The 24,904-nt window shown below is 46.2% G+C and carries 17 protein-coding genes, 1 tRNA gene and 1 pseudogene; 3 read left to right on the top strand and 16 right to left on the bottom strand.

The annotated features are described in order from the left end of the window. Nucleotides 1-30: 30 nt before the first annotated feature. The 13 genes and pseudogenes from FKW31_RS06915 to groES all read right to left on the bottom strand — a co-directional run bounded on the left by FKW31_RS06915 (nucleotide 31) and on the right by groES (nucleotide 18,523). Nucleotides 31-558, bottom strand: a complete 528-nt coding sequence (locus FKW31_RS06915) for a hypothetical protein (protein ID WP_006116427.1) — start codon at nucleotides 556-558, stop codon at nucleotides 31-33. Between the two features lie 134 nt (nucleotides 559-692). Then, on the bottom strand, nucleotides 693-2,036 hold the full coding sequence (locus tag FKW31_RS06910; protein WP_304512204.1) for an ammonium transporter: 1,344 nt from the start codon (nucleotides 2,034-2,036) through the stop codon (nucleotides 693-695). A 238-nt stretch (nucleotides 2,037-2,274) separates the two neighbouring features. Beyond that, nucleotides 2,275-2,399, bottom strand: a pseudogene (locus FKW31_RS16665) (IS630 family transposase); the annotation flags it as partial. 532 nt (nucleotides 2,400-2,931) lie between these two features. Next, the gene (locus FKW31_RS06900) at nucleotides 2,932-5,034 is read right to left on the bottom strand and encodes an HAD-IIIC family phosphatase (protein WP_238332766.1); all 2,103 of its coding nucleotides are present in this window, start codon (nucleotides 5,032-5,034) and stop codon (nucleotides 2,932-2,934) included. 206 nt (nucleotides 5,035-5,240) lie between these two features. Further along, nucleotides 5,241-7,217 carry a hypothetical protein gene (locus FKW31_RS06895; protein WP_150178157.1) on the bottom strand — a complete coding sequence of 659 codons (1,977 nt, stop codon included), beginning with the start codon at nucleotides 7,215-7,217 and terminating at the stop codon, nucleotides 5,241-5,243. 60 nt (nucleotides 7,218-7,277) lie between these two features. Then, complete coding sequence (locus tag FKW31_RS06890; protein WP_150178156.1) at nucleotides 7,278-8,882, bottom strand: SGNH/GDSL hydrolase family protein; 1,605 nt, start codon at nucleotides 8,880-8,882, stop codon at nucleotides 7,278-7,280. A 73-nt stretch (nucleotides 8,883-8,955) separates the two neighbouring features. After that, complete coding sequence (locus tag FKW31_RS06885) at nucleotides 8,956-11,082, bottom strand: hypothetical protein (protein WP_238332765.1); 2,127 nt, start codon at nucleotides 11,080-11,082, stop codon at nucleotides 8,956-8,958. Nucleotides 11,083-11,265: 183 nt separating this feature from the next. Continuing rightward, nucleotides 11,266-11,997 carry a glycosyltransferase family 2 protein gene (locus FKW31_RS06880; protein ID WP_150178154.1) on the bottom strand — a complete coding sequence of 244 codons (732 nt, stop codon included), beginning with the start codon at nucleotides 11,995-11,997 and terminating at the stop codon, nucleotides 11,266-11,268. A gap of 12 nt (nucleotides 11,998-12,009) precedes the next feature. After that, nucleotides 12,010-13,590: a phosphotransferase gene (locus FKW31_RS06875; RefSeq protein ID WP_150178153.1), complete on the bottom strand. Its 1,581-nt coding sequence runs from the start codon at nucleotides 13,588-13,590 to the stop codon at nucleotides 12,010-12,012. 14 nt (nucleotides 13,591-13,604) lie between these two features. Next, complete coding sequence (locus FKW31_RS06870; RefSeq protein WP_006116435.1) at nucleotides 13,605-13,979, bottom strand: hypothetical protein; 375 nt, start codon at nucleotides 13,977-13,979, stop codon at nucleotides 13,605-13,607. A 143-nt stretch (nucleotides 13,980-14,122) separates the two neighbouring features. After that, nucleotides 14,123-16,339, bottom strand: a complete 2,217-nt coding sequence (locus FKW31_RS06865) for a hypothetical protein (protein WP_150178152.1) — start codon at nucleotides 16,337-16,339, stop codon at nucleotides 14,123-14,125. Nucleotides 16,340-16,533: 194 nt separating this feature from the next. Further along, nucleotides 16,534-18,174: a chaperonin GroEL gene (gene groL, locus FKW31_RS06860; RefSeq protein ID WP_150178151.1), complete on the bottom strand. Its 1,641-nt coding sequence runs from the start codon at nucleotides 18,172-18,174 to the stop codon at nucleotides 16,534-16,536. Nucleotides 18,175-18,229: 55 nt separating this feature from the next. Beyond that, complete coding sequence (groES, locus tag FKW31_RS06855) at nucleotides 18,230-18,523, bottom strand: co-chaperone GroES (protein ID WP_026019247.1); 294 nt, start codon at nucleotides 18,521-18,523, stop codon at nucleotides 18,230-18,232. Between the two features lie 210 nt (nucleotides 18,524-18,733). Here groES and FKW31_RS06850 point away from each other — a divergent pair, with 210 nt between their 5' ends. Beyond that, nucleotides 18,734-19,402, top strand: coding sequence for a dienelactone hydrolase family protein (locus tag FKW31_RS06850; RefSeq protein ID WP_150178150.1), 669 nt, complete (start codon nucleotides 18,734-18,736; stop codon nucleotides 19,400-19,402). Between the two features lie 143 nt (nucleotides 19,403-19,545). Further along, nucleotides 19,546-19,749 carry a cold-shock protein gene (locus FKW31_RS06845; RefSeq protein ID WP_003625755.1) on the top strand — a complete coding sequence of 68 codons (204 nt, stop codon included), beginning with the start codon at nucleotides 19,546-19,548 and terminating at the stop codon, nucleotides 19,747-19,749. An 18-nt stretch (nucleotides 19,750-19,767) separates the two neighbouring features. On the opposite strand, the gene FKW31_RS06840 is transcribed toward FKW31_RS06845, so the two are convergent. From FKW31_RS06840 to efp, 3 genes are all read right to left on the bottom strand, one after another. Further along, nucleotides 19,768-22,746 (bottom strand): ATP-dependent DNA helicase, encoded by a 2,979-nt coding sequence (locus FKW31_RS06840; RefSeq protein WP_193562053.1) that lies wholly within the window; start codon nucleotides 22,744-22,746, stop codon nucleotides 19,768-19,770. A 111-nt stretch (nucleotides 22,747-22,857) separates the two neighbouring features. After that, nucleotides 22,858-23,688, bottom strand: coding sequence for an inositol monophosphatase family protein (locus FKW31_RS06835; RefSeq protein WP_150178183.1), 831 nt, complete (start codon nucleotides 23,686-23,688; stop codon nucleotides 22,858-22,860). Nucleotides 23,689-23,733: 45 nt separating this feature from the next. Further along, the gene (gene efp / locus FKW31_RS06830; protein WP_003625750.1) at nucleotides 23,734-24,300 is read right to left on the bottom strand and encodes an elongation factor P; all 567 of its coding nucleotides are present in this window, start codon (nucleotides 24,298-24,300) and stop codon (nucleotides 23,734-23,736) included. Between the two features lie 159 nt (nucleotides 24,301-24,459). Here efp and FKW31_RS06825 point away from each other — a divergent pair. Next, nucleotides 24,460-24,549, top strand: a tRNA-Ser gene (locus FKW31_RS06825). The last annotated feature ends 355 nt before the right edge of the window (nucleotides 24,550-24,904 follow it).

Raw genomic sequence — 24,904 nt, 5'->3', positions numbered from 1 at the left:
AGATGATTTCTCCTGCCTCAAACTTTTAGATTATTCGCCTTTCAGGCGCTTGTTGCATTCGCTGTAATAGCCGCCACCTTTTTGAATCCATTTCATGTTGCCATTGGCATTGCTGGATTTGTTGGTGTGGTACTGATCCAGGCAGGTTTTCATGCGGGCCTTACCTGCGCTGAGCTTGGAATACTGAGGATCGACCGCAGAAGGGAAGGTTGCACCAGAAGCACTTACAGCAGTAGGCGCAGCCGGTTTGGTAGCTTCTGGTGTGGTTTCTGCCGGTTTGTTGGCTGCGGCTGGAGCAGCCTCTGCCGTGGTGGCATCACAGTTGGCAGCCTTAAATGCTTTAAATGTCTGGCCGTTAAGCGTGTTTTCCGCTTTGGCTTCTTTGAATTTTGCGTGGCATTCCTTAGCCGTCAGTGCATGGGCGCTAGGAGCGGAAAGAGCAGTTGCGCAACCAAGTAGTAACGCAGCCAAGCCAGTACGTGCAGAAAAGTTCATAAAATAAAACCTCATGCAAAGGGACGAATCAAAAAACGACCCGATGCCGTTTTTTATTCCCAAAAAATATTATCGCAAACTGTGGCGTTGAAATGAATGGGTGATGATATTTTTATGAGAAAAACAAAAACCCCCTCCCGAATAGCTGGGAGAGGGCTTTGTATAAAAGCTGGAATTAAAGTGTGCTTGCAGAAGGATCAGTCGTTAATGCGTTCCCCATGCAGGGACATATCCAGACCTTCCAGTTCTTCATCCGGTGTAACGCGTAGGCCGATAACCAGATCAACCACTTTTAGGATGATGAAGGACACAACCGCACACCATACAATGGTGACGAGCACAGCTTCTGACTGAACAATAAGCTGATGCACAGAGCCCGTAATGCCGGAGGGATTTGAATCCGTTGCAGAAAGCGGGCCATAAGCAAACAGGCCAGTTAGCAGGGCGCCAACAATACCGCCTACACCATGCACGCCAAAAGCATCCAAGCTATCGTCATATCCCATCATGTGCTTCAGGGATGTGGCGCCCCAGTAGCAGACAACGCCAGTAATCAGACCGATAATCAGGGCGCTACCCGGCAGAACAAAGCCAGCAGCCGGCGTAATAGCCACCAGACCACCTACAGCGCCAGAAATGACACCCAGTACAGTGGGTTTGCCGGAGCGCAGCCATTCAACCAACATCCAGGAGACACCAGCACCAGCAGCAGCAATCTGGGTGGCAGCCATGGCCATACCTGCGCGCCCATTAGCGCCCACAGCAGAACCAGCGTTGAAGCCAAACCAACCAACCCACAGTAGGGAAGCGCCAATAACGGCATATGTCAGGTTGAAGGGGGAGAGATCATCCTGCCCGTAACCTTTACGACGGCCAAGCACCAGAGCACACACCAAACCGGCAACACCCGCATTGATATGCACGACTGTACCACCAGCGAAATCTGCCGTGCCAAGGCCACCCAGCCAACCAATAGGGCTCCAGACCCAATGCGCGATAGGAGCATATACAATCAGAGACCAGATGATGGAGAACACGCACATGGCGCTGAACTTCATGCGTTCAGCATATGCACCAGAGATCAGAGCCGGGGTGATGATGGCGAATGTCATCTGGAACATCATGAAGATGCTCTCAGGAATGGTCATGGTTGTGGCGTTGGGAGAATCTGCGCCAAGCGTGAAACCAATATCCGCGCCGTTGTGAATGTTGGCGCCAATGCCATTCAGAAACATGCGGCCAAAGCCGCCAATCCACGGGGTGCCTGTGGTGAAGGTAAGGGAGTATCCAGCTACCATCCACACAATGGAGATAATGCAGCACAGAGCAAAGGATTGCATAAGCGTTGCCAGCACGTTTTTCTTACGCACCATGCCCGCATAAAACAGGGCCAGACCAGGGATTGTCATCATCAGCACAAGGGCGGTGCTGACCAACATCCATGCTGTATCACCGGTGTCGATAGAGGGAAGGGTATCTGCCGCGTAACTGGATGTAGCACCAACGTGGAAGAGGATACCGCCCCCAATAAGAGTGACCATTTTGGCCAATGGGTTTATGTGTTTTTTTGCTGTCATAGTGACATATTGCCCCGGCATGTTGATGACAGTCTCCAGATATATTGTTTTGGCGCTATGTTTGGTTAACGTAAGAATTTAATCATATCTTATCCGGAACAATATTCAAGGTAGATTCATTTTTACCGGATAGATTTTTACCGGATTAAAATTAGGGTAAGGCAGATTATAATAATTCTGTCTTTAACTATGTCCCATGGGCCTAGTTATGTAAGCCGAGTGATAGAATACGCCTTGGCCGCTTGATGAGTTGGTTCTAGCATAACAGCAGATATCAACAATATCATCGTAAGTTTTGAATATCCTGTTGGACAACCATGTATTACGTCGGCTCAAGACCCATTGATATTTTGAGTAGGCAAAGCTGTTTCAGGCTTTATAGGGAGGCTGAAGATGAGCGACCTTTACGGGCGGACGGACAAATAGGCGGATCTCTGCGCTCCTTTGTGTCAAAGAGCTACGGCAGGTCGCGCGTGCTGAGTGGTATCATTTTGCCAATCGGAATGGTCTGCGCTGGCGGGATGCATTACGAGAATATGGGTCACACAAAACACTCTGCAACTGCTGGCAGCATTGCGGAGCCATGAGGATTTTTGTGCGGATGATGGACGGTGCTTTCAGCATGGATAGCTGAACCGCAGATACGACAAGCAAAAATACAAACGTCGAAATTGTATTGAGACTATGTTCGGCAGATTGTAGGGCTGGAGACGCATCGTAAGACGCTACGGCAAATGCTTCAGCGTCATGTTCAGGCTATTAGTCCTAAGCCGAAGGAATATATTTTAAATAGTATTTATAAATACAAAGCACTCCTTGCCTGAAGTAATAATCATCAGGCAAGGAGTGTTGTGTTCACTTAGTAAGAGGGAATGGTTTTCATATTTTTGATTTTGTCGTGCACAATACTCAAAATGGCATCAGATATTTGTTTATATACCCGGCGCTCATAATGAGAACCGCCAAAACTTCCGTCTTTTGCCAGATCATTTTCAGATTTCACAAATTGATGCGCATCCAGGAAATCAACCCCAAATTCGCGGGCCACAGGTAGTGTCAGTTCGTTAATTTGACCAAAAGCAGAAAGAATACCCAAGTCTCGTCCCACTCGGCTGTTTAGGCCAACAATGATAATGGTCTTTCCAGCACGTTTTAGGCGGCTGAATAGAGTTCTCAAGTCTTTAACAAAGATATCTTTGTTAAAGCCACCAACAAATGAAAATTCTGATCTAAAAAAGTTCCACTGATCCCTGGTCGTGTTGGGAAGTTTGTCCTGAATTTCCTCATAAGGAACGGTGGTGTAATCGAACTTCTCAAACGGGCCGCCGGGCAAGTAATATGGGAGCGCGTAAGTTCCCATAGGGATAGTCATGCCTGTGGTTTTAGAACGGTAGAGCCCATGAAAAGTTTCTTGGCCAAATGTAAATACATAAACATCCGCCGTTTCATCCCAAGCGGCAGTGGCAAACCTATTTTCAGGAATACCAGGAAGTGCCGCAATAATTTGGCGGTTGATCGGACGTTCCAGTGCTTCATTGACAAGCGCAGAACGTAGGGTCGTCGCAATTTCCCAGCCTTCATACGGGTAATTGAATTCTTCTTTGGTTTCTACATCTGTCCGCAGGAAGTGCGCTGTCATCATCATATCACAAGCGCCACGCAAACAAACTGTAGGCCGCGATGCTGCGCCAGCTATACTGTTATCTGCATTGTCAATATCAGGTACAAAGCTTACCCAATCAACCAGAGGCATATCTAGGCGGCTAGCTACTTTACCTTGGATATCAATATGTTTGCGTCCAAGTTTTTGCCATACGGCTTGCTCCACGCCCATATTCATGGTGCGGCATGAGAACAGGAAGTGCTTACAAGTATCACGCTGAATGAAATAGAAACCGCAAATTCCATAGTTACCATAAGCATCAGATACTTTTACGTAACCTACATTGCTATTGAACTCTTCCTGTAATTCAGCTTCAAAAACTTTTCGCGCTTCTTCAATATCTTCCGGCCAGCGCTTTTTTGTAAAATTCAGCTGATTTGTGCGGTTTACAAGGTCATGAATACGCGGGAATTGCTGTTCAATATCCGTATGGAAACTAATGCGGATATTACTATCGCGCAAAAAGCTGATGTTATCGCCACCCATAGCAGACTTATCTTTCTGCTTTGCTTCCAGCACACGATACTGTTGAAGGCGTTTGCAAGTTGGGTCGGGCTTACCTTTAAACTTGGGGTCTGCCAATAAGGTAGGGATGATGGTTGGTTCAGCTACGTTAATGCTCGGAACAAAGTGCAGGGCTTCATTAAGGTTTGTGACATTATCATCAATAAATAAAACGCTGGCGGGACGTAGCTGAATTTGCTCAACAATGTCCTTAATCAGCGGGCCTTTAGGCCCCCATTCAATGCGCGGGAAGACAAATTCGTCCCAAACACCAAGTTCTTTTAACTTGCTTTCTACATCCGAAAAATCATTCCGAGAGCAGATGGCGTTTACAATCCCCCTGCGGTTTAATTCTTTTACAATATTAATGTTTTCTGGAATTTGGGTAATTTCACCTTCAGACAAAGTACCGGTCCAGAAGGTGTCATCTAGATCCCAGATAACCAAGCGGATGCCTTCTTCCTTAGCTTTGGGAAGGGCCAACGGCGCAATGAGCTGATAAACCAGATATTGAAAGCCTGATTGCTGGCAGCTGCCAAATAGGCGAATTTCGTCTCCTAATTTATCGGCTATATTAAATATCCAAGAACACTTGCCTTCCGCAGAAAATATTTTTAAGCCATCATTATCAAGTTTCCAGCTTATTTCTTGGGGATGATTTTCCCACCCTGTAATAAGGCCATCTGGGGCAAATCCAAATGTGGTAGATTGCACAGGATGGTTGGCTGGCCCCCAAGCCCAAGAATGACCGGTTAATTGTTCAATGGTTAGAATTTCATTTATTGGAGTAAGCATATAAGATTCTCTATAAGGAAAGATTTCTACCTTTTTCGATTATAAAATGTTTTCAGCAATTGTAAACAACACTATTTATACACTAAAAAGCAGAATGGGTATTGATCATAAAGGAGGTACTATACCAAGTATGCAAGATAGAGCATAAGTAACCTCCCATGATATTGTCACGCAGATTATTTAATATTTTAATAACATGGATCGTATTATTTCAGACTTATTAATGGAATAATCTTCCAGCCGTGTTTTGTGTAAATTACCGGGGCATCATCTGTTGTATCGTAAATAATTTCTCCAGGTTTTGCTGATGTAATTTGTTTTATTTCCTCTTTGCTCTTGGATGGTAGTTTAAGGGTGTCCCCAATGGTGACTTTGCCATTGATATTTGCATCATGTTTGGTAGTTAAAGACTGAGTAGTTAATTCACCAGTGTCTTTTACAGAAAATATTGGATTATTATTTTGAATTTTATTATTTTCTTCTGTTTTTACACGATATTGCAAGGCATGCTCTTTGCTGTCATAGCCCAAAATGTGTTTATTAAGACCAGAAGAAGTACTATCTGCGGTCAAATCTAGATAAGTGTCTGCTTGAGTTCGAGCCCATGAGTGAATACCGGGTTGAACGAATACAGAAGCGGAAGCATCAAAAACCGTATTATAAATATGTGCAGGAGCAGCAAAAGCGGCGCCAATTTCTGAGCAGGCAGGTACTTTATTTCCGTTGTAGTTCTCAGGATATGTAGGGATATGACAATTAGATGAAGCTGAAAAGGCAAGGCCGATTTGTGCTTTTAATGGACCAAGGTATAACCATTTAACCGATGCGTCGTTAATCTTGCGTGTTCCAGTAAATTCAAAACGAGGCAAAATCTCGCCACTTGTGCCGCCTTGGTCACTTACAAATAGATGTTGCATACCGGAACGCGGATCTACAACACGAATCATCTGGTGAGGGGCGAAGGGTGTATCTGGTTTCCAGAACGGCACATATTGTTCCCAAAGGCCATTGGATGCGAGTTGATTGATGCGGTGCGCTGTTTGTGCATCATAGCTCGTGGCAGCCAAATCATAACCAACAGCATTTAAGTTGTGTTCTGCTACAAACTCTACAGTTGAAAGCTGCCCGAATGATGGAGCATTGCGATCTCCGTAAGTATAATCGAGCCCTTGGGTTTCATCTAGTTCCTCAGCTGTCGCCCAAGACCAGCTTAAGCCTTTTTTGTGTAAAACATTTTGGAAAGCATAGTTTTGCTGTCCGTATCCTTGCATTCCATCATCTTCAAGAAAGTTGCTTAAGCTGCGCGTTGAAGAAATTGCCTGTGGGGTAACAACCGTATTAATATCAATATTACGTTTATTAATATGGTCTATGGAATTTCTACCATGAACTGGATCATTATTTACGTAATTAATTGAGAAAGAAGGTGCTGTATTGTCAACACGACCTTGATCGATACGGCCTAGTGTCAGAGTTGGTAAATCCCGCGGAGGAACACTTAGAGTGGGAAAACTGTCTCCAGCGTATGGAAAGGAAAGACCTGAGAACGTGGCTTGAGGAAACATGGAAGTATCTGCCTCTATCATATTGATGACGGCAGATGCTGATGTGTAGGGTGTTGTTGATTTATCTAGATAATTGGGAAGCGTAAGGGGAGGACCGTTTTCAAAAGAATAGCTTAATGTTTTATCTAAATAAAAATATGGAGAAGGTGAGGAAAAGACGAGATCAAATAGTGTTTGGATATTTTTTTGTTTTGCAGAATTTTTTACGTCAGTCATTATACTTCGAGACGTTTCTGCAGGAAGGACGTTGAGAGAAGTTGTGTTTACACGAAAACACGCAGCCTTATGGAGCGGATCTGCATCATTTTGAGCATGAGGATTAGGGCTCCAATACTGTTTTCCTTGGTAGTTTTTGAGATTTTTTGCATATTTCTTTACAATAAAATCTGCAATAGATCCGTTTTTGTTAACTTTTGTAATTTCTATAACAGAGCCATCATTATAAACGGTTGCTATATCACCAATTTGCCATCCACTGCCTGTGGCATCTTTTACCCATATACAGGGCACAATAGACGTTGTTGAATATTCCGAAACATAATGCGAGGCTGTTTGCGCAAATCCAATAGAAGGAAATAAAAAAGCACTCATAGAGATAAGAGAATTTTTGATATTCATGATGGTATCCTTTTATAAAAAATAAGAATTTTTTACTATTCGAAGTGAATATTTAAATTGCTATGTTGGAAAGCCATTTTCGCCCCAATTTTGCGCTCTAAATACTGGGGTAAGAATATCTCGCACGCCATAAGCATTCATATGATAATGCCCAGAGCCACCGGCTGCGTAGGTGTGTTCATACAAATCATTATCTGTGCGATCTGGCATATTTCTGACTGCATTTTCACTCACCACAGAAGCATTGGCAACGCAGAGATTAAAAATGCGCAATCTATTGTAGCCAGCCCATTCTAGGCGAGGGGTGAAGGGACTTCCAAATCTAATTATAGTTTCATCGCAAACATATTGATAACCTGTGCCTAGGGTATTGAGATGTTCTGGTTGCCAGTTTGTATGCGAAAGAGGCACCCATATTGAAAAGACAAGGCGGCTTCCCTTAACCATAATATTAAAAAGAGCAGGGAAAGATGGAATAGGAATATTTGTTATTCGTTTTTTATCTTCATCCGGGTGTGTGCCATCACTCCAAGAATAAGCAATACAACCGCTGTCATCGTCAAAAAAGACATGCAGTTTATTAGAGTAAGGTGGATGAAATGCGCTGGAATATCCAGAACTGAGATTGAGAGAAAGGAAAGCAGGCTTTTTTTCTAATTCGAATGCAAGCGCAAAATCTGTGCAATTATTGGCAGCAATATGATTTTCGTTTTCGCAGGTAGGGAAATCCCAATTATTATGCGGAGTTTCCGAAATGTAAGAGCCAAAGGATGAGAGGCCGGACCCTTCTTCGGGGTGCACACGTGTAAGAGTGAGTTCACAGGGGTCAAATCCATCACGCCGCATGCTATGCCAACGGTGAAAATCCAGATAACCAAATCCCTCTCGTTGCGCATATGTGCGCAACCACTTGATAATTCCGTCCAGACCTTCCTGATATTCTTGTGTCGCATAACCATTAATGGTGGATGCTTGGGAAGGATGATGCGTTAAGCCTAAAATAATTGATGGTGGTTTAGGGGCGCTTAAAAAGAAAGCGATTAATTCTTTCACATCAAGGGGGTTAAAGCTTCCAACGTCATTGCCGCCACTATGCAGAAGAAGCAGATCGGGCTGATAATATCGGACAGCTTCTTTCCAATTCATGTTTGGTGGTGGATTTATCCATTCTGGTGCTGGAGTAGCCTGTGAGTTCATATCCTTCCAAGATCGTCCCCCTGCAGCCGCATTGATAAATGTAAATCTTACATGTGGAAGGTGTTGTTGGAGTGTTTCCAGCCATGCGTAAGTAGCATTCTCTGTATGGCAAACCATATCACTTGCGGTTGCAAATATACTATCTCCCATAACCATAACGGTTGCTTGTTTTTCCCGACAAGCTTTATGGAAAGCTGTAAGATGTTCTGGTCTCACCGTAGCTGAAAACATGGATGGTGGCGCTAAATGGGTTGGATGAATACCTTTACGCCGACAGTTCTGAACCTTGGCATTTCCTTGCAAAATAAGGCGGTTTACAGAGCCCAAACCACTTCCATGCGTACTTTCAAGAATAGAAGATTCCGATGGAATTTGGAGAGTTTTTTTAGATTGTGATGATGTTTGTGAATTTTTTTCAAGTAATGAATTTAAGGATAAAGATATATTTTGGGTCATATGAATATCCATCTAGAAAAAATTCAATAAATAGTTGTTCTAGGTAGGATATTTTGATCTGCCTAGAACAACTATATAAAGTAACTTATATGTGGTCTTGGATAAGTTTTTTTATGCTTTCATTTGTCGTCTGCTCGTAATCGGCTTTTAAAGCGGCTTTCAGAACATTAAGATCAATATTCTGTCTTAGAAAGCGCATATGAATGGCGGTGGAGCTTTGCAAGAACACATCGCTTTCGTAAAAAACGGTCTGTGCAAAACGGTGCCAGAAAGGCCGATCATGATAGAGTTCCGACAATGCGGGATCCCGAATAATTTGTAGGATCAGGTCTTTGGCATCAAAAGCTCTTGCTACGGCCTGAGCGCTCCCCGCGAAGTAACGGTCTCCTACCCCTTCAATCCAGCATGCTTGTGGATCAAAGTCACATACCGCTGTAGGCGCTGATGTTTCAGCAGCAGTGGTTGTTGCCAGATTGGAAATGGAAGAATTCTCGAATAGCACATCAGGACGTATAAGTGCCATTGTGCCTATAGCCGCACCTTTTCGTTCTGTAGCTTGGTGTGTCAGATCATATAAACCCGCAATACGGTGCCACATACGCGCCTGATTTTCCACGCCCGAGCCAGCATTTTTGTAAAATGCACGGAACTCACGTCCGATATCATCCATATATTGGTTTTCTGTAGAGATATTAATGAAAATATCAGAACTATCAAAACCGCAACTTTGGGCAATTTCGTGAAGAAGTTCCAGACTTACAGTTTCATTAGAATAAGACGCTTTCTGAATGGCTTCTGCCGTGGATGGTAGAAGATTACGGAGCTCTGCCAGTGTATGGATATGATGTTCGGTTAGAATTTTCTTGATAGGTTCAGGAACCCGATGAGCAAATTCGCTTGTAGGGCTTCCATCTTCAATCTTTTTCTGCCCCGTCTGATCCCACGTAGAAATGCCGATGCTAACCGTTTTGCCTTTAGCCCGCCAATCTTGTGTATCTTTGTAGAGATATTCCATAACTTTGGAAAAGCTGCCACGTGGATCACGCATTTGGCCAAAGATACCAATAAAGAGGTGGTTTTCTCCCCCTACTTTAGGAAAAATGGCATGGCGTGGTTGCGCAAGGAATGGCATCCCCCGAATACTTTGTAGGGGCAGGCGTTTCCTGTAGCGAGAAAGAACTTCTGTTGCCCATACATTCGTGCTGAACAAGGCGCTAAAGTTAAAAGCTTTCATATCTCCTTCTACAAAATTTTTGCAGAAAGAAGATTTGAGGAATATATCAAGAATATCATTAAATTTATCTCGGTAAGAAAGGTTTTTCTGAGAAAAAATATCAAAATATTTTATAAAAAGCGGATGATAAGCAAGTTTTGTAACAATAAATTCTTCTTTTTGTAGGATAAGATCAATTTCATGCCGCTTCTCAAAGGAGACGGCTAAATGAAAGACTATGGCAGCTCTGTCAGGGTCCAAGTCCGTGATATGCGTAGCAAGAAATGCAACAGTTAAACCACCAACATCCGTGTTCGGGACGGGGGTATGCCACATAATTCTTTCGATGTGGTGTCGGAAATCGTTAGCATTTCCAGAATTGGGTCGAATAAGGCCTGCGATGAGAGCGTTAAGGGCATGAGGTTCCATATGCCATCCTGTAGAATTTGTTGCCTGCCTGTGAAGAAACTTTGTATTGATTTCCAGTAAATATTTTGTAAGCCCTTGTGTCAGACTTTCCCACAAAGGGTCAAAGGGCCACCAACTTTCACGCGGGGGGAGAGAATTATAAATTGTGCAGGCTGCGGCAGGATTATTCGTCAAGCGCAATGTTTCTGCTTGGATTATCTGGATAATGGGATCATTAAGTATTTCTGGTGGTAAACTTTTTAAAAACTGTATCTGGAAATCCAGGTCAATCTTGCGTGATAGATTAAGAAGCCCGATTTCGAGGCAAAGACGATGACTAAGGCCAAAAAAACTTATGAGGCGATTGAGAATAATGAAAATTTCACGATAGTTTTGGTCTGACGTTAGGCGGATAAGGCCTTCAATGATTTGCTCCTGAATAGCTTTAATGGCTGCAGAGTGCTGGCTATTATCTTCAGGGCAAGTATAAGAGCATTCAATTAACCGAGAAAAAGCTTCTTGTATGTTTCCTGCGTTAACAAGATCTAGAACCTCTTGTCGATTTTTTAGAACTTCTTCGTAATCCATCATACTTGCCTTTATCATTTTCTCTGTGGGATATTACGAAAATCAATGCCGTTCCGCTAGGGCCTGTTTATGCCATAACTATAATCGGCAACATAGCAAATTATTTTCGATGGTTAATAAAATTCATCAATCAGTAGTAATATTTATTTATAATATTACTACTGATTGGAGTAAAATAGAATATTTTTAAGAAGAGATATTTTTTAGAACATCATTATATTCTTTGGGAACCCCACAAAATATGATATCATTTTTATCGACTATTTCATAATGAATAGAAGATCCGCGTTCAATAAGATGATTATAAAGTGGAGCAATATAAAGTTCAGGCATAGAAGGAGATTTTTTTTCTTCCTCTAGCGCCCATAGAAAATCAGAGGCACGTGCAAAGTAGTATAAACCATCGCAACATAGGTCAGATATTGGATTTTTTTCTGTTGTGCGAATAACTCGCGGTTCACTACTATTTTTTTCTGGACCAACATAAGACCAATTTTGTCCGGTTCCTTTAAATACTTCCAGATAGCCGTCTGAATGAGCAAACCAAGGTTCAGAAGGAAAAGAGAAATTTTTGCGGAATGTGTCAATATTGAAAATAGTGAGCGGGGTTTCTAAAGGATACTGGCTCCCTACAATGCCCAGCTCAACTGTTTCTGCTTGTCCTTTTGTGGGGGCATCAAGAATGATTGTTTCAAAGTTCTTAATGCCCATTTTTTGGCATTCTTTGGCAATAAAGTTTTTTGTATCTTCTACATCGCGTGCAATAAAAACAAATTTTTCTTGTGCAAAGTAATTTTTAAAGCTTCCAACAGCAAGAGAAAAAACAGTATTATCGCCGACAGGCAGCATATATTTAGGTAATTTATACCCAGATTCTGTAAATCGACGGGATAGACCTGCCATAGGTATAACAATCATGGACAAAACTCCTTATATAAGCTGATAAAGACGGGCTGCATTGGCAATAAAAGCTTTTTGCCTATCTGGTCTGTCTGCATGTAGTGGTAGCATGCTGATAAACAACAAAACAGTTAAAGAATTGACTTCAGTTTTACTTATGTTGTTAGGGAGCCTGCGCAAGAAATCAGCTTGCACCCATTCATGATGCGGCCCTGATGGGAAGGAGATGCTGAAATTATAAGGAGTTTCAGCCTCAAAAAGATAATGGCCTGCAATAATCAGGTCATATAGCCCTCCGAATGAGTGCCATAGTTTGGCAAAGTCATATCGAATGTCGCCGAAAATGCTTGAGCCAGTAACAGGAATATAACCGCGCGGATCAATTGTACAAATACGGCGTGCACGGGAGTTGTAAAGAATATTACTAAGGCAGAAATCTCCATGCATAATAGATGCATTACGATCAGACGAAAGATCAATATTGCTGATCATTTCATCAGCAATTTGTTTAAGAGAGGGTAATTTTTTACCATCTAGTGTCAGTGGATGATTAATATCAAACCCTGTTACTTTAGAATACTGGGCAATGCGATCATAGGTTTTGTCTGTTGCAAGGCGCTTGAGAATATCATTGCCTTTGATTTCAGGCGTAGAATGCTTTTGACAAATGGCAAGAAATTCAAAGCATGATTCTAGAATACTTTCCCATGTGGCTTTGCCTATGCTGGAAAAAACAAACAATTCCGACAAGGTTGGCGCGTATTCGTATTCTATTGTGTAAGAGTTTTCAGACGTATCTAAAAGACGTGCTGTAAATGGTTTAATATCCGCCGGTACATTCTGGAGCCATGTGGCTTCATCATGCATTTTTTTACGGTCATCACTGGATTTGCGCACAATGCGATCATCAATGTAGAGAGAATTGAAGGCGCGTTGTGTTGTGACACTGCGGCGTGAGCGGAAGTAGGTTTGCAGGTGCCCAAAATCGTACCATTTCTCAGGGTAAATGGCTTTTAAGGTATGTTCCTTTGCGTATAAGGCGATACCTTTAATAAAGCTTCCTCCGGCGCGCGTAAGCGCCCGTACAAGATGGCGAGATTTGGAAAAACAGAAGTAACCACAAATAATATGCTGGGGTTGTGGTGGGGTTGCTTCTAACTGGATTGCCTGCAAGTCTGAGACAGTATTGTCTTTTTGGATGCTAACAGAAGCCCAAGCGTAATCATCACTTTCATGGTGCACTGCCAAGGCATCAACCTGTTCAAGGTCTAATCCTTCTACAAGCGTATCACCGTGGAGTAGATGCAAAGTTTCAGCTGAAGTTTCAATGTAGTTCAGTGCATAGATGATGGAATTGCCTAACGACAGATGGCTGGGAACACGCACAATAATTGCGCCCAACTCTTCCAATCGTTGCATGTCATAATGCGGAACATTAAAATCTTCAGGCAGCGTCAAATAGACAGAACCCAGTTTAGACAATGCTTTAATCTGGGTTTCGTAAAGACGTGTAACACCTATAGGTAGAAAGGAAGGGGGAATACGGCCAAATTCAATGGCCAATTCCTGGTCAACATATGCACCAGACAGGATGAGGGAAAAAGACGTCATGGATATTCCATCGGTTAATTGTCGATGTTCAGGAGTTTCCTGATTTCTTCGGAGGAATATTTCAAGAATTCATCAGGACGGATAGCTTTATCATCTACATAGAAGCCTTCAGTGCCGCACCATGGCTTGCCGACATAGATTTCATCAAAAGGGATATCATGCTTGCGCAGCCAGTCTATGATAACGGGCAGCGTGTTTGCATTTATTTTACCTACATTACCGTTATAGGTACGTACATTACGAGCAGTTTGAATAACAATTTCAAAACCTGCCTGCTTGTATTCGCGTAGTTTTTCAACAACTTCAATATTAGGTTTTTTTTCAGAGTAGGACTTAGATGCATCTGTAAGCGTTAGAGTGTCATCCAAATCCATAATTAGTCTTTTCATTTTACTAATACCTCCTCAAACTCCTGTTTCACATGGTTCTTTTGTTGTTTACCGAACCAGAAAAAGATGCAACGCTTTTTAGCCTTGATCCGTGAATTTTCTCTATAAGATAAACAGACGTTATCTAATATTGAGTTTTTATTTTAAGAAACATGCGGGCTTGTAGGGGGTAATAGGCCTGCAGGTAAATAAAATACCTCAGTACCATCTTTATGGTCTTTGGGCAGGAAACCTGCTTGCGCGTACATATTTCGGAATAAGGAAATATTGGATGTGATGGGGAGGGAGATTGTAATATCGCCTTCACCAAACTGATTGCGAATAAGTTGTGCGGCCTCAGAAAGCATAAAGTTTTCAGTGCCCATTCCATGTACGCGTGCAGATAAAATGAAACCATTTATGACATGATCATCAATAAACATGGCCGCAGAAGGGCCGTAATCAGCAAATCTGTCTTTTACTGAGAAGATTAAGAGCATTTTTTTTGAGTCTATGGATGTAAAAGAATTTACAGTTTCCTGAGTAATATTTACATCTTCTGCCTTCGATGTCAGGGAGTTTTTAATTAAAGAAGGCAGGCTTTCTAAAAGCTTATCATCAGATGAAATAATCTTATGCGGAGAAACCTTGCATTCCATAAACTGCAACATTTTTAGTGATTGTGGTGTAAAATTGCTGGCTGGAGCCTGCATTACAGCAGAAGGTGCTGGTGGTGTTTCTAGTTTTTCTGTTTTATGGGGCAAAGTTTGTTTGAAATTTGCCTGTGTTTCTGCTGCCCAAAGCAGGATACGCCTTGTAAGATAAGGGTTTTTTCCTATGGTACGTATGTCAGGAAAAGTTTCTGTAATAGCTGCTCTACGTATGGCGGAAGCATCAACCAAAACAATTTCTGCCGACTGTACAGAAAATTTTGAGCAGATATCGGGTATAATATTGTTTATGGGGGCAGAATTAATGGCAACGTAATCAAAATCTTCTAAAGCCAAAAATTTGGGTTCAATGATTTTATCCCATAGAGCTTGTATGTCTGCCTCATTCCCGTCTGCGTAAAGACAAACCTTTATGCCGAGCCCCCGCAAATACTGGATTGCTTCCCATATGCCCATTGGCCAGCCATCTTGCCTTGGCATGGGCAAAGTTTGGCCGCCAGAAGCATCCCCTGAGAGTTTTCCGCGCCATATCGTATTATCTAGACTGAAGATAACTGTTTTGACGCAGTCAGTCTGGCATAGGGTGCGCAGCCCCCATATCATCTGGCGGAAAAGGAGTGTTCCTATAGTGTTATGTTTATTGGGATAAATTGTTTGCAGATCTGGGAGAGGGCCGCCTTGTTCAAAGGGGCCAAAATCATCCCAATCCTGAAAGATGATCCCATTATGGGTGTTAAAATATATTGTATCATCTTGAATATAACGTTTACCAACAATGGAAGTGACTGTTTCTATATCCAAAATTTTTATTAAGGGATGATTATCTAATTCTGTAGAAAGTAGAATATTTAGTGTTTGAATAATGGTGGATACAGACATATCAACGCCGCGATCCCGCGAAAAAGGCCGGGGAGGGATCTGCGGAGTTAGGAAGTTTGAAACCAACAAAGGTGTGTCGGATAAAGCGGCATAATCCAGAACATGCTGAATAAAGTTTTTAAGTGTCTCTTGAGCATTCGTTAGAATATTCTGTGCAAAATTTGGCGTATTAAAACGCGCACCCCAAATAATATCATCACCTAAAATAGAGCGCAAAGAAGGCTGGAGATATACAAAATCATAATCTTCTAACGGAATAGGTAAGGCTGTAGGCAGCGGAGCTACAAATTCATAGGGTATAAAATCAAACCGAATATCTAGATATTGTTGTGTGAGTTGTTCATGGCATAAAGCACCGATACTGGAACCTATAATCAGCACCTTTTTTACTTTTGTAGGAACAATTTCTAGATTGCTGGGGAATATAAATTCAGAATCCTCTAATTCTGTAGATTCCATGCTTTGTGTGGGAAGAGCAGAATCCGTAGTTTTTTCGGGGAGGAGAGGCTTAGATGAAGGTGCTTGCTCTTCTAAAATGGCGTAAAGGTCGTGCTTTGGGGTTTCGAGAAAAATAACTAATCTTCCATCATCCCGATAATCCATGCCAGTTGACTGCCATGCAAGATCTCCATCGTTTGCAAGGATAAGGAGCTGATGGTTTTCAATCCTCCATAACCATGCGTTGGAGCTGTCGGGTTCTTTTATACGTCCTGAAGGGCTTAGAAAAAGTTGCTGGATCTGCGTGGATTCAGATTGGAAATTCCAAACTTTTTCTGTGAGCGCTGGAGATAATGAAAAAGGTAACCCACGAAAAGTTTTTGTTTCCAGCATTTTTGCCTGCACCTGACGAATGGGGTACTAAAAGTAGTTGCCCGTGAAAATCTTTACGCAGTTTTATAGCATCCAATACTTTTTATCAAAACACTGGGTTTAATTATAGCCGTATGCAAATAAAAACGGGTGAAGGGATATAATCCCTCCACCCGTCAGGCAGTTTAAAAGACTTCTTAGTTATAATGTAAGACTTAGAAGTCCATACCGCCCATGCCACCCATGTCAGGGCCGCCAGCCGGAGCGGCTTTCTTTTCCGGGCGTTCTGCAACCATGGCTTCCGTGGTGATCAGCAGGCCAGCAACAGATGCTGCATCCTGCAGAGCCGTGCGGACAACCTTGGCCGGGTCAATAATACCGGCTTCAACCAGGTTCTTGTATTCGCCAGCCTGAGCGTCGAACCCGAAGTTGTAGTCGTTATTTTCCAGCACCTTGTTTGCGATCACAGCGCCGTCTTCACCAGCGTTGTGAGCGATCTGGCGCAGAGGAGCCTGCAGTGCGCGGCGGATGATGTCACCACCAACGCGCTGGTCATCATTGTGGTAGTGCAGGCCTTCCAGCTTCAGCGTAGCGCGGGCCAGAGCCGTGCCACCACCAGGAACAATGCCTTCTTCCACAGCAGCGCGGGTTGCGTGCAGGGCATCGTCAACGCGGTCTTTGCGTTCTTTCACTTCCACTTCGGTGGAACCACCAACGCGGATCACGGCAACACCGCCAGCCAGTTTGGCCAGACGTTCCTGCAGCTTTTCACGGTCGTAGTCGGAAGACGTTTCTTCGATCTGCGCACGAATCTGCTTAACACGGCCCTTAATGTCATCGGCTTTGCCAGCGCCATCAACAATGGTGGTGTTTTCTTTGTCGATGTGCACTTTCTTGGCGGTGCCAAGCATGTTCAGGGTAACGGTTTCCAGCTTGATGCCCAGATCTTCGCTGATGACCTGACCACCCGTAAGGATAGCAATGTCTTCCAGCATAGCCTTGCGGCGATCACCAAAGCCCGGAGCCTTAACAGCAGCAATTTTCAGGCCACCGCGCAGCTTGTTAACAACCAGAGTTGCCAGAGCTTCACCGTCAACGTCTTCTGCAATAATCAGCAGCGGACGGCCGGACTGAACAACGGATTCCAGCAGCGGCAGCATGGGCTGCAGGGAAGACAGCTTCTTTTCATGGATCAGGATGTAGGGGCTTTCCAGATCCGCTGTCATCTTTTCCGGGTTCGTCACGAAGTACGGAGAGATATAGCCGCGGTCAAACTGCATGCCTTCAACAACATCCAGTTCTGTCTGGAAGTGCTTGGCTTCTTCAACCGTGATCACGCCTTCGGAGCCAACTTTCTGCATGGCTTCGGAGATCATCTGACCGATTTCAGATTCACCGTTTGCAGAAATCGTACCAACCTGAGCGGTTTCCGCCGGGGTGGTAACTTTCTTAGCGTTCTTCTTCAGCTCTTCGATAACAACGGCAACAGCCTTGTCGATCCCGCGCTTCAGATCCATTGGGTTCATGCCAGCGGCAACAGCCTTGTGGCCTTCACGCACGATAGCCTGAGCCAGAACCGTAGCCGTTGTGGTGCCGTCGCCCGCAATGTCATTGGTTTTAGATGCAACTTCACGCAGCATCTGAGCGCCCATGTTTTCGAACTTGTCAGCCAGTTCGATTTCCTTGGCAACGGAAACACCGTCCTTGGTAATGCGGGGAGCGCCGAAGCTCTTGTCCAGCACCACGTTACGGCCTTTGGGGCCCAGCGTTACTTTTACAGCGTCAGCCAGAATATCCACACCGCGCAGCATACGCTGGCGTGCGTCTGCACCAAACTTTACGTCTTTGGCAGCCATTGAATTTCTCCTGTGAAGATCGTTCTGAAATTAAATAATGCGGATCAGCGCAAAATCAGGCGGTTACCACGCCCATGATGTCGCTTTCCTTCATGATCAGCAGCTCTTCGCCATCGATCTTCACTTCTGTGCCGGACCATTTGCCAAACAGGACACGGTCACCAGCCTTAACATCAAGCGCCACAATCTGGCCCTGTTCATTCCGGGCACCCGGACCAACTGCAACCACTTCGCCTTCCATAGGCTTTTCCTGCGCTGTGTCAGGAATAATGATTCCGCCAGCGGTCTTCTGTTCGCCTTCAAGGCGACGGACAACTACCCGGTCGTGTAAGGGACGAAACTTCGTCATTATGGATCGCTCCACATTCATTTTTGGGATGGTGCCCTTAACAGAAAGCAGCCCCATCCACTTTGTCGCGCGTAACATAACGCCGCGTTACGTTAGCACTCCCACCCCGGGAGTGCCAGAAAAGGAGATAGGTCTGGCCAAAGGCAGAGTCAAGGAATGTGGATAAAGTTTCTTTTTGCTGTAACGTAAGAGCAGATAGGAGGTGCTCGCATGGGTCATATCACTACACTTCAGGCTGCGGATGGACATGAATTTTCCGCGTGGGAAACCGAAGGTAGCCATCATCCTTACACACTTGTGGTGCTTCAGGAAATTTTTGGGGTGAACCACCATATCCGGCAGGTTTGCGAAAACTTTGCCAAGGCCGGATTCCACGTTATTGCGCCAGCTTTGTTTGACCGCGTGCAACGTGGGGTGGAGCTGGATTATTCCACAGCAAGCGTGGAAAAAGGCAAGGCGCTGCGGGCGCAAATTCCGCTTGCTAAAACACTGTTGGATATTCAGGCAGCCGCCTCAGTGTTCAAGCCGCGTAAGGTGGGCATTATCGGCTATTGCTGGGGTGGTACATTGGCGTGGGAAGCTGCATGTAGAACGGATGACTATGCAGCCGCTGTTGGCTGGTATGGGGCAGGTATTGCCGCCAGCCGGAATGAGACTCCGCGTTGCCCCGTAGAGCTGCATTTCGGTGAACAGGATACAAGTATTCCGCATACTGATATTGCAGCCATTCGACAGGCGCGCCCGGAAGTTGAACTTTACGTGTACGACGATGCAGGGCACGGCTTTGGTTGCCCAGAAAGAAGCTCTTTTAATGCCAAAGCTTATCAGGAAGCGCAGGAACGCAGCATTCATTTCCTGAAAAGCAATATGAATCCGTAGTGTTATTTTCCTGTCCTCGTCATGGCCTATTATCGAATTATGATTGACAATTGTGGCTGGTCATGGGGGGATGGGGTATATCCTGAACCGCACACGGTGTGCAGCAGGACAAAACGTTGAGAAGAACAAGGACTATCCCGCTCATGCCGACCGGTACAGTAAAATGGTTTAACGCTACCAAGGGTTATGGCTTTATTGCCCCAGATGATGGCGGTAAAGATGTGTTCGTACATATTACCGCAGTGCAGGCAGCGGGTTTGCGTGGCCTGAATGACGGACAGAAAGTTTCTTTCGATCTGGTTGAAGAACGCGGCAAGCAGGCTGCAACCAATCTGAAAGTAGACTGATTTTTCAGGTAGGGCCGATCAGTTTTGATCGGCCCTTTCTGTATCTGCTAAAAAGGCAGCAAGTTCCCGTGCTGTGTCTGCCAACCCAAGGCGACGAACTTCTACGCCTTCGGGAAACGCGCTGAGCAAGCGGGTAGGGGTGCGCCTGTCTAACAGGACAAATACCCCCCGATCAGACTGGCGGCGAATAAGCCGACCAAAGGCCTGACGTAACCTCAGGCGTGCAATTCGTTCATCAAAAGATTTCGGGTCACCTCCAGAAAGGTGAATACGGCGTTCACGGTGCAGAATATCTGGCCGCGGCCACGGCACACGTTCAAAAACTACCAGTCGTAGCGCATTGCCGGGCACATCTACACCATCTCGCATGGCATCAGTGCCTAACAGGCAAGCGTGTTCTTCTGTGCGGAAAATATCTACCAACGTATTGTTATCCATCGCATCTACATGCTGGGCGTAGAGCGGGAGACCGTTTTCTTCCAATGTTGGGGCAATGCGATCATACACACCGCGCAAGCGGGAAATGGCCGTGAAAAGCCCCAAGCCCCCACCGCCGGATGCCAAGAAAAGCGTGCGAAATGCGGCTGCCAGATCCACAATGCTGCTGTTGTCTATGTCCGTTACAATATAGGCGCGTGTCTGGCGGGCATAATCAAACGGGCTGGCCAAGCTGGCACGCAGAGGTGGGGAGGGGAAGTGATTGGCCCCAGTGCGTGCTTCAGCGGCTTCCCACGCCTGTTCTGCGTTATCGCTATCCGGTTCATTGGTTTGCTGATCACGTAAGGTGGCAGATGTAATCAGCATACCCTGCGCAGGTATGGCCATGATGCCAGCAAATGGAATGGTGGGGTCTAGCCAGTGGCGATAGAGGCCCACATCCTGCTCCCCCATTCTCTGTTTTTCGCGCCGCTCAACCCGGATGAAGTGCACGTGCGAAGGGGTGGTATCAGGCTCAGGTGGTGTGTCTAGTGCGCTCAGCATGGCAATCCACGCATCTAGCCGAGAGATAGCCCTGCGGCGCAAGGCGCGTGTCATGGCCTCTATGCGCCCGCGTGTTGTGGAATCCAGCGTTTCGGCATCTTCTTCCAGGCGGGCGTGCAGGCGTTCCACCAAGGTGCGTAAAGGTTCAACAAGGCGCGTTAAGGCGCGGGCCAGAAGATGTCCGGCTTCTGCCAAGTCTGGCACCAAAGGGTGCAGATCACATTCAAGGGCTGCATAAACGTGCTGTTTTCCACCTTCCTGTGTTCTGGCAAGCGCTTGTTGGCGCAGGAGCCGCAGAAAAACTTCTGTGGGGTTTTCCAAAACCGGTTGAGGCGCTTCTGGTTCAAGCGGAAAGAGCCCGATATCTTCTGGAGGTTCAGGCGGCGGGGGTTCATCCGCCTGTTCTTGCCCTAAGCGTGAAGACCAGCCGGGAGCAGGAAGTGCTGTTGCTGCCATAAGGGCGGCTTCCAAAGGTGTTTCTAGTTTTGGGTGGCCCACAACCAGATCATCCAAGCGCCGTTTTAAGCCGCGCGCGCGGGAGCGCCTACCTTCTGCACCTAGGAGCCAACGCCGTAACTCGGCTGCTTCCAGCCCGGAAAGCTCGGCCGAAAAGGCACTATCTGCGGCATCGGCTAGATGGTGGCCTTCATCAAATACATAGCGGGATGGAGCCGAGGGATCATCCGTTTCATCGGCATCATCGCTCATGCCAGCCTGTGCGTAGGCGGCCTGCGCCATAACGAGAGCGTGGTTGGCAATCACCAGATCTGCTTCGCGCGCGCGGCGGATGGAATGTTCAACAAAACAATGCTGGTAATGGGCACATGCACCGTGAATACATTCGCCGCGTCTGTCTGCTACGCCTATCAGATTCCCTTGGCCGAACAGATCCCCAAACCAGCCGGGCAAGTCTCCGCCAAATAGGTCTCCGTCTGCGGTGGCTAAGCCCCAGCGGGCCAGCATGATAAGGGCAATGGTAATACCCGCAGGGCGAGAGGATGCAGTATTAACAGCTTCTTCCATATTCAGCAGGCACAGATAGTTTTCCCGCCCTTTGCGCAATACAACGCGCTGCCGGTGCGTGGTTTGATCTGGGTAGAGCCTACGGGTTTCTTGTTCAATCTGGCGTTGCAGGTGGCGCGTATAGGTGCTGACCCAAACAGCCCCTTTATTCCGCTCGGCCCAAAGGCTGGCAGGGGCAATGTAACCTAAGGTTTTGCCTGTTCCTGTACCAGCTTCTGCCAGCACAATGGCGGGGTCTCCACGCACGTTGCGTGGCTCAAAAGCCCCTGTGGCAACGGATGCAAAGTCGGCTTGCCCAGTGCGGATTTCGGCATCTTCGCCCAGCATCTTGGTAAGCTGCTCGCGCGCCTCTACAGGGGAAATAGGGTGAGACGCAGGAGGCGGAGGAAGAGGCGTTTCCTCCCATTTTGGCAAAAAACGCCAGATACGCAGCGCATCCCCTGGTTGCAGCATGGTTTCGGGCAATTTGCCTTGCGGCGTTAGTTTTTCATGCAGCCCTAAGGTTTCGGCAACTGTACCGCTCCAGATCCATCCTGCTTGGCCAAGCCGTAAAGTCAGGGCAGCAAGATGTTCTGCTGTTGTGCCATTGTTCTGGCGTGCCAGATTGGTGAGCAGTAGAGAAAGAAGGCGAGGGAGTAGATCGGCTTCTGCGGCGCCTATATCCTCATCTTGCATTCCCAAGGCCAGTGCTAACCCGCGTGGGGTAGGGGCAACAGATGTGGCTGGGTGCACAAAGGCAAACAGTTCTAACAGATCTAGCCACGGGGCAGGCTGCCCCGGATGGGGTAAATCTAGCCGCCGCGCCAGTGCGGGCGCATGGATAACAAGCGGGCAAGGCATGTTTTGCAGGTTTTGCTTAACATCCTGCGCAGACAAATGGAGAACCTCTCCATCTTCCGTAAGAAGGGAATAGGCTCCCTTATATGCAACCAGTGCTGGGGCATCGTAAGCGGAGGGGAAGGATGTCTGCATGATAAATACTAGATGATCCATTCCAGCGCGGAATGCCAGAGCTAGAAATCAAAAAGCAACATATGAAGAACAAAAAAGCCCACCTCATCAGAATGAGGCAGGCTTTTTAGGTGGTAATCTGGGGCAGAAAAGTTAGTTGCCGTCTTTAAGGCTATCTGCCACCACTTCCAGAAGTTTGCTGTGCAGATTGCCGTTACCAGCAACAATCATGACATCATCAGGTAGATCATCCAGATCAACGCCTGCGGGGTCTGTTGCCTGGCCGCCAGCTTCACGCACGATAAGGGCGCCAGCAGCACAATCCCACGGTTTAATGCCGAATTCCCAGTAACCTTCGTAACGCCCGGCAGCTACCCATGCCAGATCCAGCGCTGCGGCACCGAAGCGACGCACACCGGCTACGCGCGGCATAAGAGAACCCAGCACGCGTGCAAATGGCAGACGCATACGCGCAGGCACTTTGGCGAATGGAATGCCAGTAGCAAACAGAGATTCCTGCATGTCACGCCGTGCGGATACACGGATACGCCGTTCGTTCAGATAGGCGCCGGTGCCTTTTTCTGCCCAGAACATTTCACCCGCAGCCGGGTTATAAACCAGCCCTGCTGCCAGTTCGATACGCCCATCTGGCAGGCGGCGCTGCAAGCCAATGGAAATAGCCCAGTGCGGAATACCATGCAGGAAGTTGGTGGTGCCATCCAGCGGATCTACCACCCAACGCCATGTCCAGTTATCGCCGCCAGATTTACCGGATTCTTCCATAAAGAAGGCATAGCCGGGGCGGGCGCGTTCAAGCTCTTCCCGCAGGGTCTGTTCTGCGCGCAGATCAGCTTGGGAAACAAAGTCTCCCGGCCCTTTGATGCTGACTTGAAGCTGCTCGACTTCATTAAAATCGCGCAGGAGACGCTTGGCTGCCTTCTGGGCTGCTGTTTGCATCACCATCATGACGGGGGAGAGACGCATGGCCACTGTAGTTTTGTCCTGCTCTGGAGAGAAAAACGGAAGGGATTAGTCTTTGGCGCGTTCGACGTAGGAACCGTCTTCCGTCCGAACCACAATACGTTCACCCGATTCAATAAAGGGCGGCACCATGGTTTTTACACCATTGGAAAGTTTTGCAGGTTTGTAGGAGGAAGAGGCTGTCTGGCCTTTTACAACCGGATCTGCTTCCACAACTTCCAGCGTAACCTGCGGTGGCAGATCAATACCCACCGGGTCACCTTCAACCAGATGCAGGTTGATGGTCATGTTATCCTGAATGAACGGGGCCTGATCACCCAGAAGATCCACAGGAACTGTCAGTTGGTCATAGGTTTCTGGGTCCATCAGAACCAGCAGTTCGCCATCGGTGTAGGAATACAGGTATTCCTTGTCTTCCGTCATCAGGCGTTCAACGCTATCAGCGGTCCGCCAGCGTTCGTTGGTTTTATTGCCGGTTTTCAGGTCGCGCATTTCAACCTGAATAAAGGCTCCGCCCTTGCCGGGGGTGATGATCTGCTGCTTCAGCACCGTCCAGCGGCGGCCATCATGCTCAATCACCTGACCGGCGCGGATCAGGTTTGCCTGCTGTTTCATAATTCGTCCCTGAAAGGAATGTCTATTAAGGATGGGGCTTGTACAAGCCTGACGCACGAAGAGCAAGTTTGCTGCACTTGATATATCGTGTTTTCTCCCGCTGGACAGGGTGGCCATATCCTGTTTATAAGGCGGCAGGTCCTCAGATGGATGACATGAGGATGGGTGTCCGAGTGGTTTAAGGAACTGGTCTTGAAAACCAGCGTGCGGGGAACCGTACCGTGGGTTCGAATCCCACCCCATCCGCCATAAAAAGAAAGACTTTTCCATAAAATCAATCTGTTAAGATATTAAACGTCTGACAGACCGCATCTTGCGCATGTGATCGCAGAGTCTAAAAGCCTTAAAAAATGCTCTGTGAGTTTTTATTGAAAAATGGATTTTTCTAGAAAATTACGTGGCAATTTTTGCATTATGAAAATATCGACGGTACTAATTAAGCATATAAATTATCTTGACCGTTTGCTTAAGCCGTTCTGAAGCGGAAATGAAGCGAACTCTTTCCTGGACTTATCAGCAAGATAACCGGGTATGACTTTTTACATTGCACGGAGCGAAAAGAGAGTATGGCTCGTTTTCTGGTAACCGGTGGCGCTGGGTATGT

It is taken from the genome of Acetobacter sp. DmW_136, from assembly GCF_008690365.1.
Classification (GTDB): domain Bacteria; phylum Pseudomonadota; class Alphaproteobacteria; order Acetobacterales; family Acetobacteraceae; genus Acetobacter; species Acetobacter oryzifermentans.
Note: the sequence above shows the minus strand (reverse complement) of the source record. Positions and strands in the feature narration are given on the sequence as shown.

Excerpts from the sequence above, each read along its gene's own strand:
- FKW31_RS06910 (WP_304512204.1), bottom strand. The coding sequence starts at position 2,036 with ATGGTCACTCTTATTGGGGGCGGTATCCTCTTCCACGTTGGTGCTACA.
- FKW31_RS06900 (WP_238332766.1), bottom strand. The coding sequence starts at position 5,034 with ATGCTTACTCCAATAAATGAAATTCTAACCATTGAACAATTAACCGGT.
- FKW31_RS06895 (WP_150178157.1), bottom strand. The coding sequence starts at position 7,217 with ATGAATATCAAAAATTCTCTTATCTCTATGAGTGCTTTTTTATTTCCT.
- FKW31_RS06890 (WP_150178156.1), bottom strand. The coding sequence starts at position 8,882 with ATGGATATTCATATGACCCAAAATATATCTTTATCCTTAAATTCATTA.
- FKW31_RS06885 (WP_238332765.1), bottom strand. The coding sequence starts at position 11,082 with ATGATGGATTACGAAGAAGTTCTAAAAAATCGACAAGAGGTTCTAGAT.
- FKW31_RS06880 (WP_150178154.1), bottom strand. The coding sequence starts at position 11,997 with ATGATTGTTATACCTATGGCAGGTCTATCCCGTCGATTTACAGAATCT.
- FKW31_RS06875 (WP_150178153.1), bottom strand. The coding sequence starts at position 13,590 with ATGACGTCTTTTTCCCTCATCCTGTCTGGTGCATATGTTGACCAGGAA.
- FKW31_RS06870 (WP_006116435.1), bottom strand. The coding sequence starts at position 13,979 with ATGAAAAGACTAATTATGGATTTGGATGACACTCTAACGCTTACAGAT.
- FKW31_RS06865 (WP_150178152.1), bottom strand. The coding sequence starts at position 16,339 with ATGCTGGAAACAAAAACTTTTCGTGGGTTACCTTTTTCATTATCTCCA.
- groL (WP_150178151.1), bottom strand. The coding sequence starts at position 18,174 with ATGGCTGCCAAAGACGTAAAGTTTGGTGCAGACGCACGCCAGCGTATG.
- groES (WP_026019247.1), bottom strand. The coding sequence starts at position 18,523 with ATGACGAAGTTTCGTCCCTTACACGACCGGGTAGTTGTCCGTCGCCTT.
- FKW31_RS06850 (WP_150178150.1), top strand. The coding sequence starts at position 18,734 with ATGGGTCATATCACTACACTTCAGGCTGCGGATGGACATGAATTTTCC.
- FKW31_RS06845 (WP_003625755.1), top strand. The coding sequence starts at position 19,546 with ATGCCGACCGGTACAGTAAAATGGTTTAACGCTACCAAGGGTTATGGC.
- FKW31_RS06840 (WP_193562053.1), bottom strand. The coding sequence starts at position 22,746 with ATGGATCATCTAGTATTTATCATGCAGACATCCTTCCCCTCCGCTTAC.
- FKW31_RS06835 (WP_150178183.1), bottom strand. The coding sequence starts at position 23,688 with ATGCGTCTCTCCCCCGTCATGATGGTGATGCAAACAGCAGCCCAGAAG.
- efp (WP_003625750.1), bottom strand. The coding sequence starts at position 24,300 with ATGAAACAGCAGGCAAACCTGATCCGCGCCGGTCAGGTGATTGAGCAT.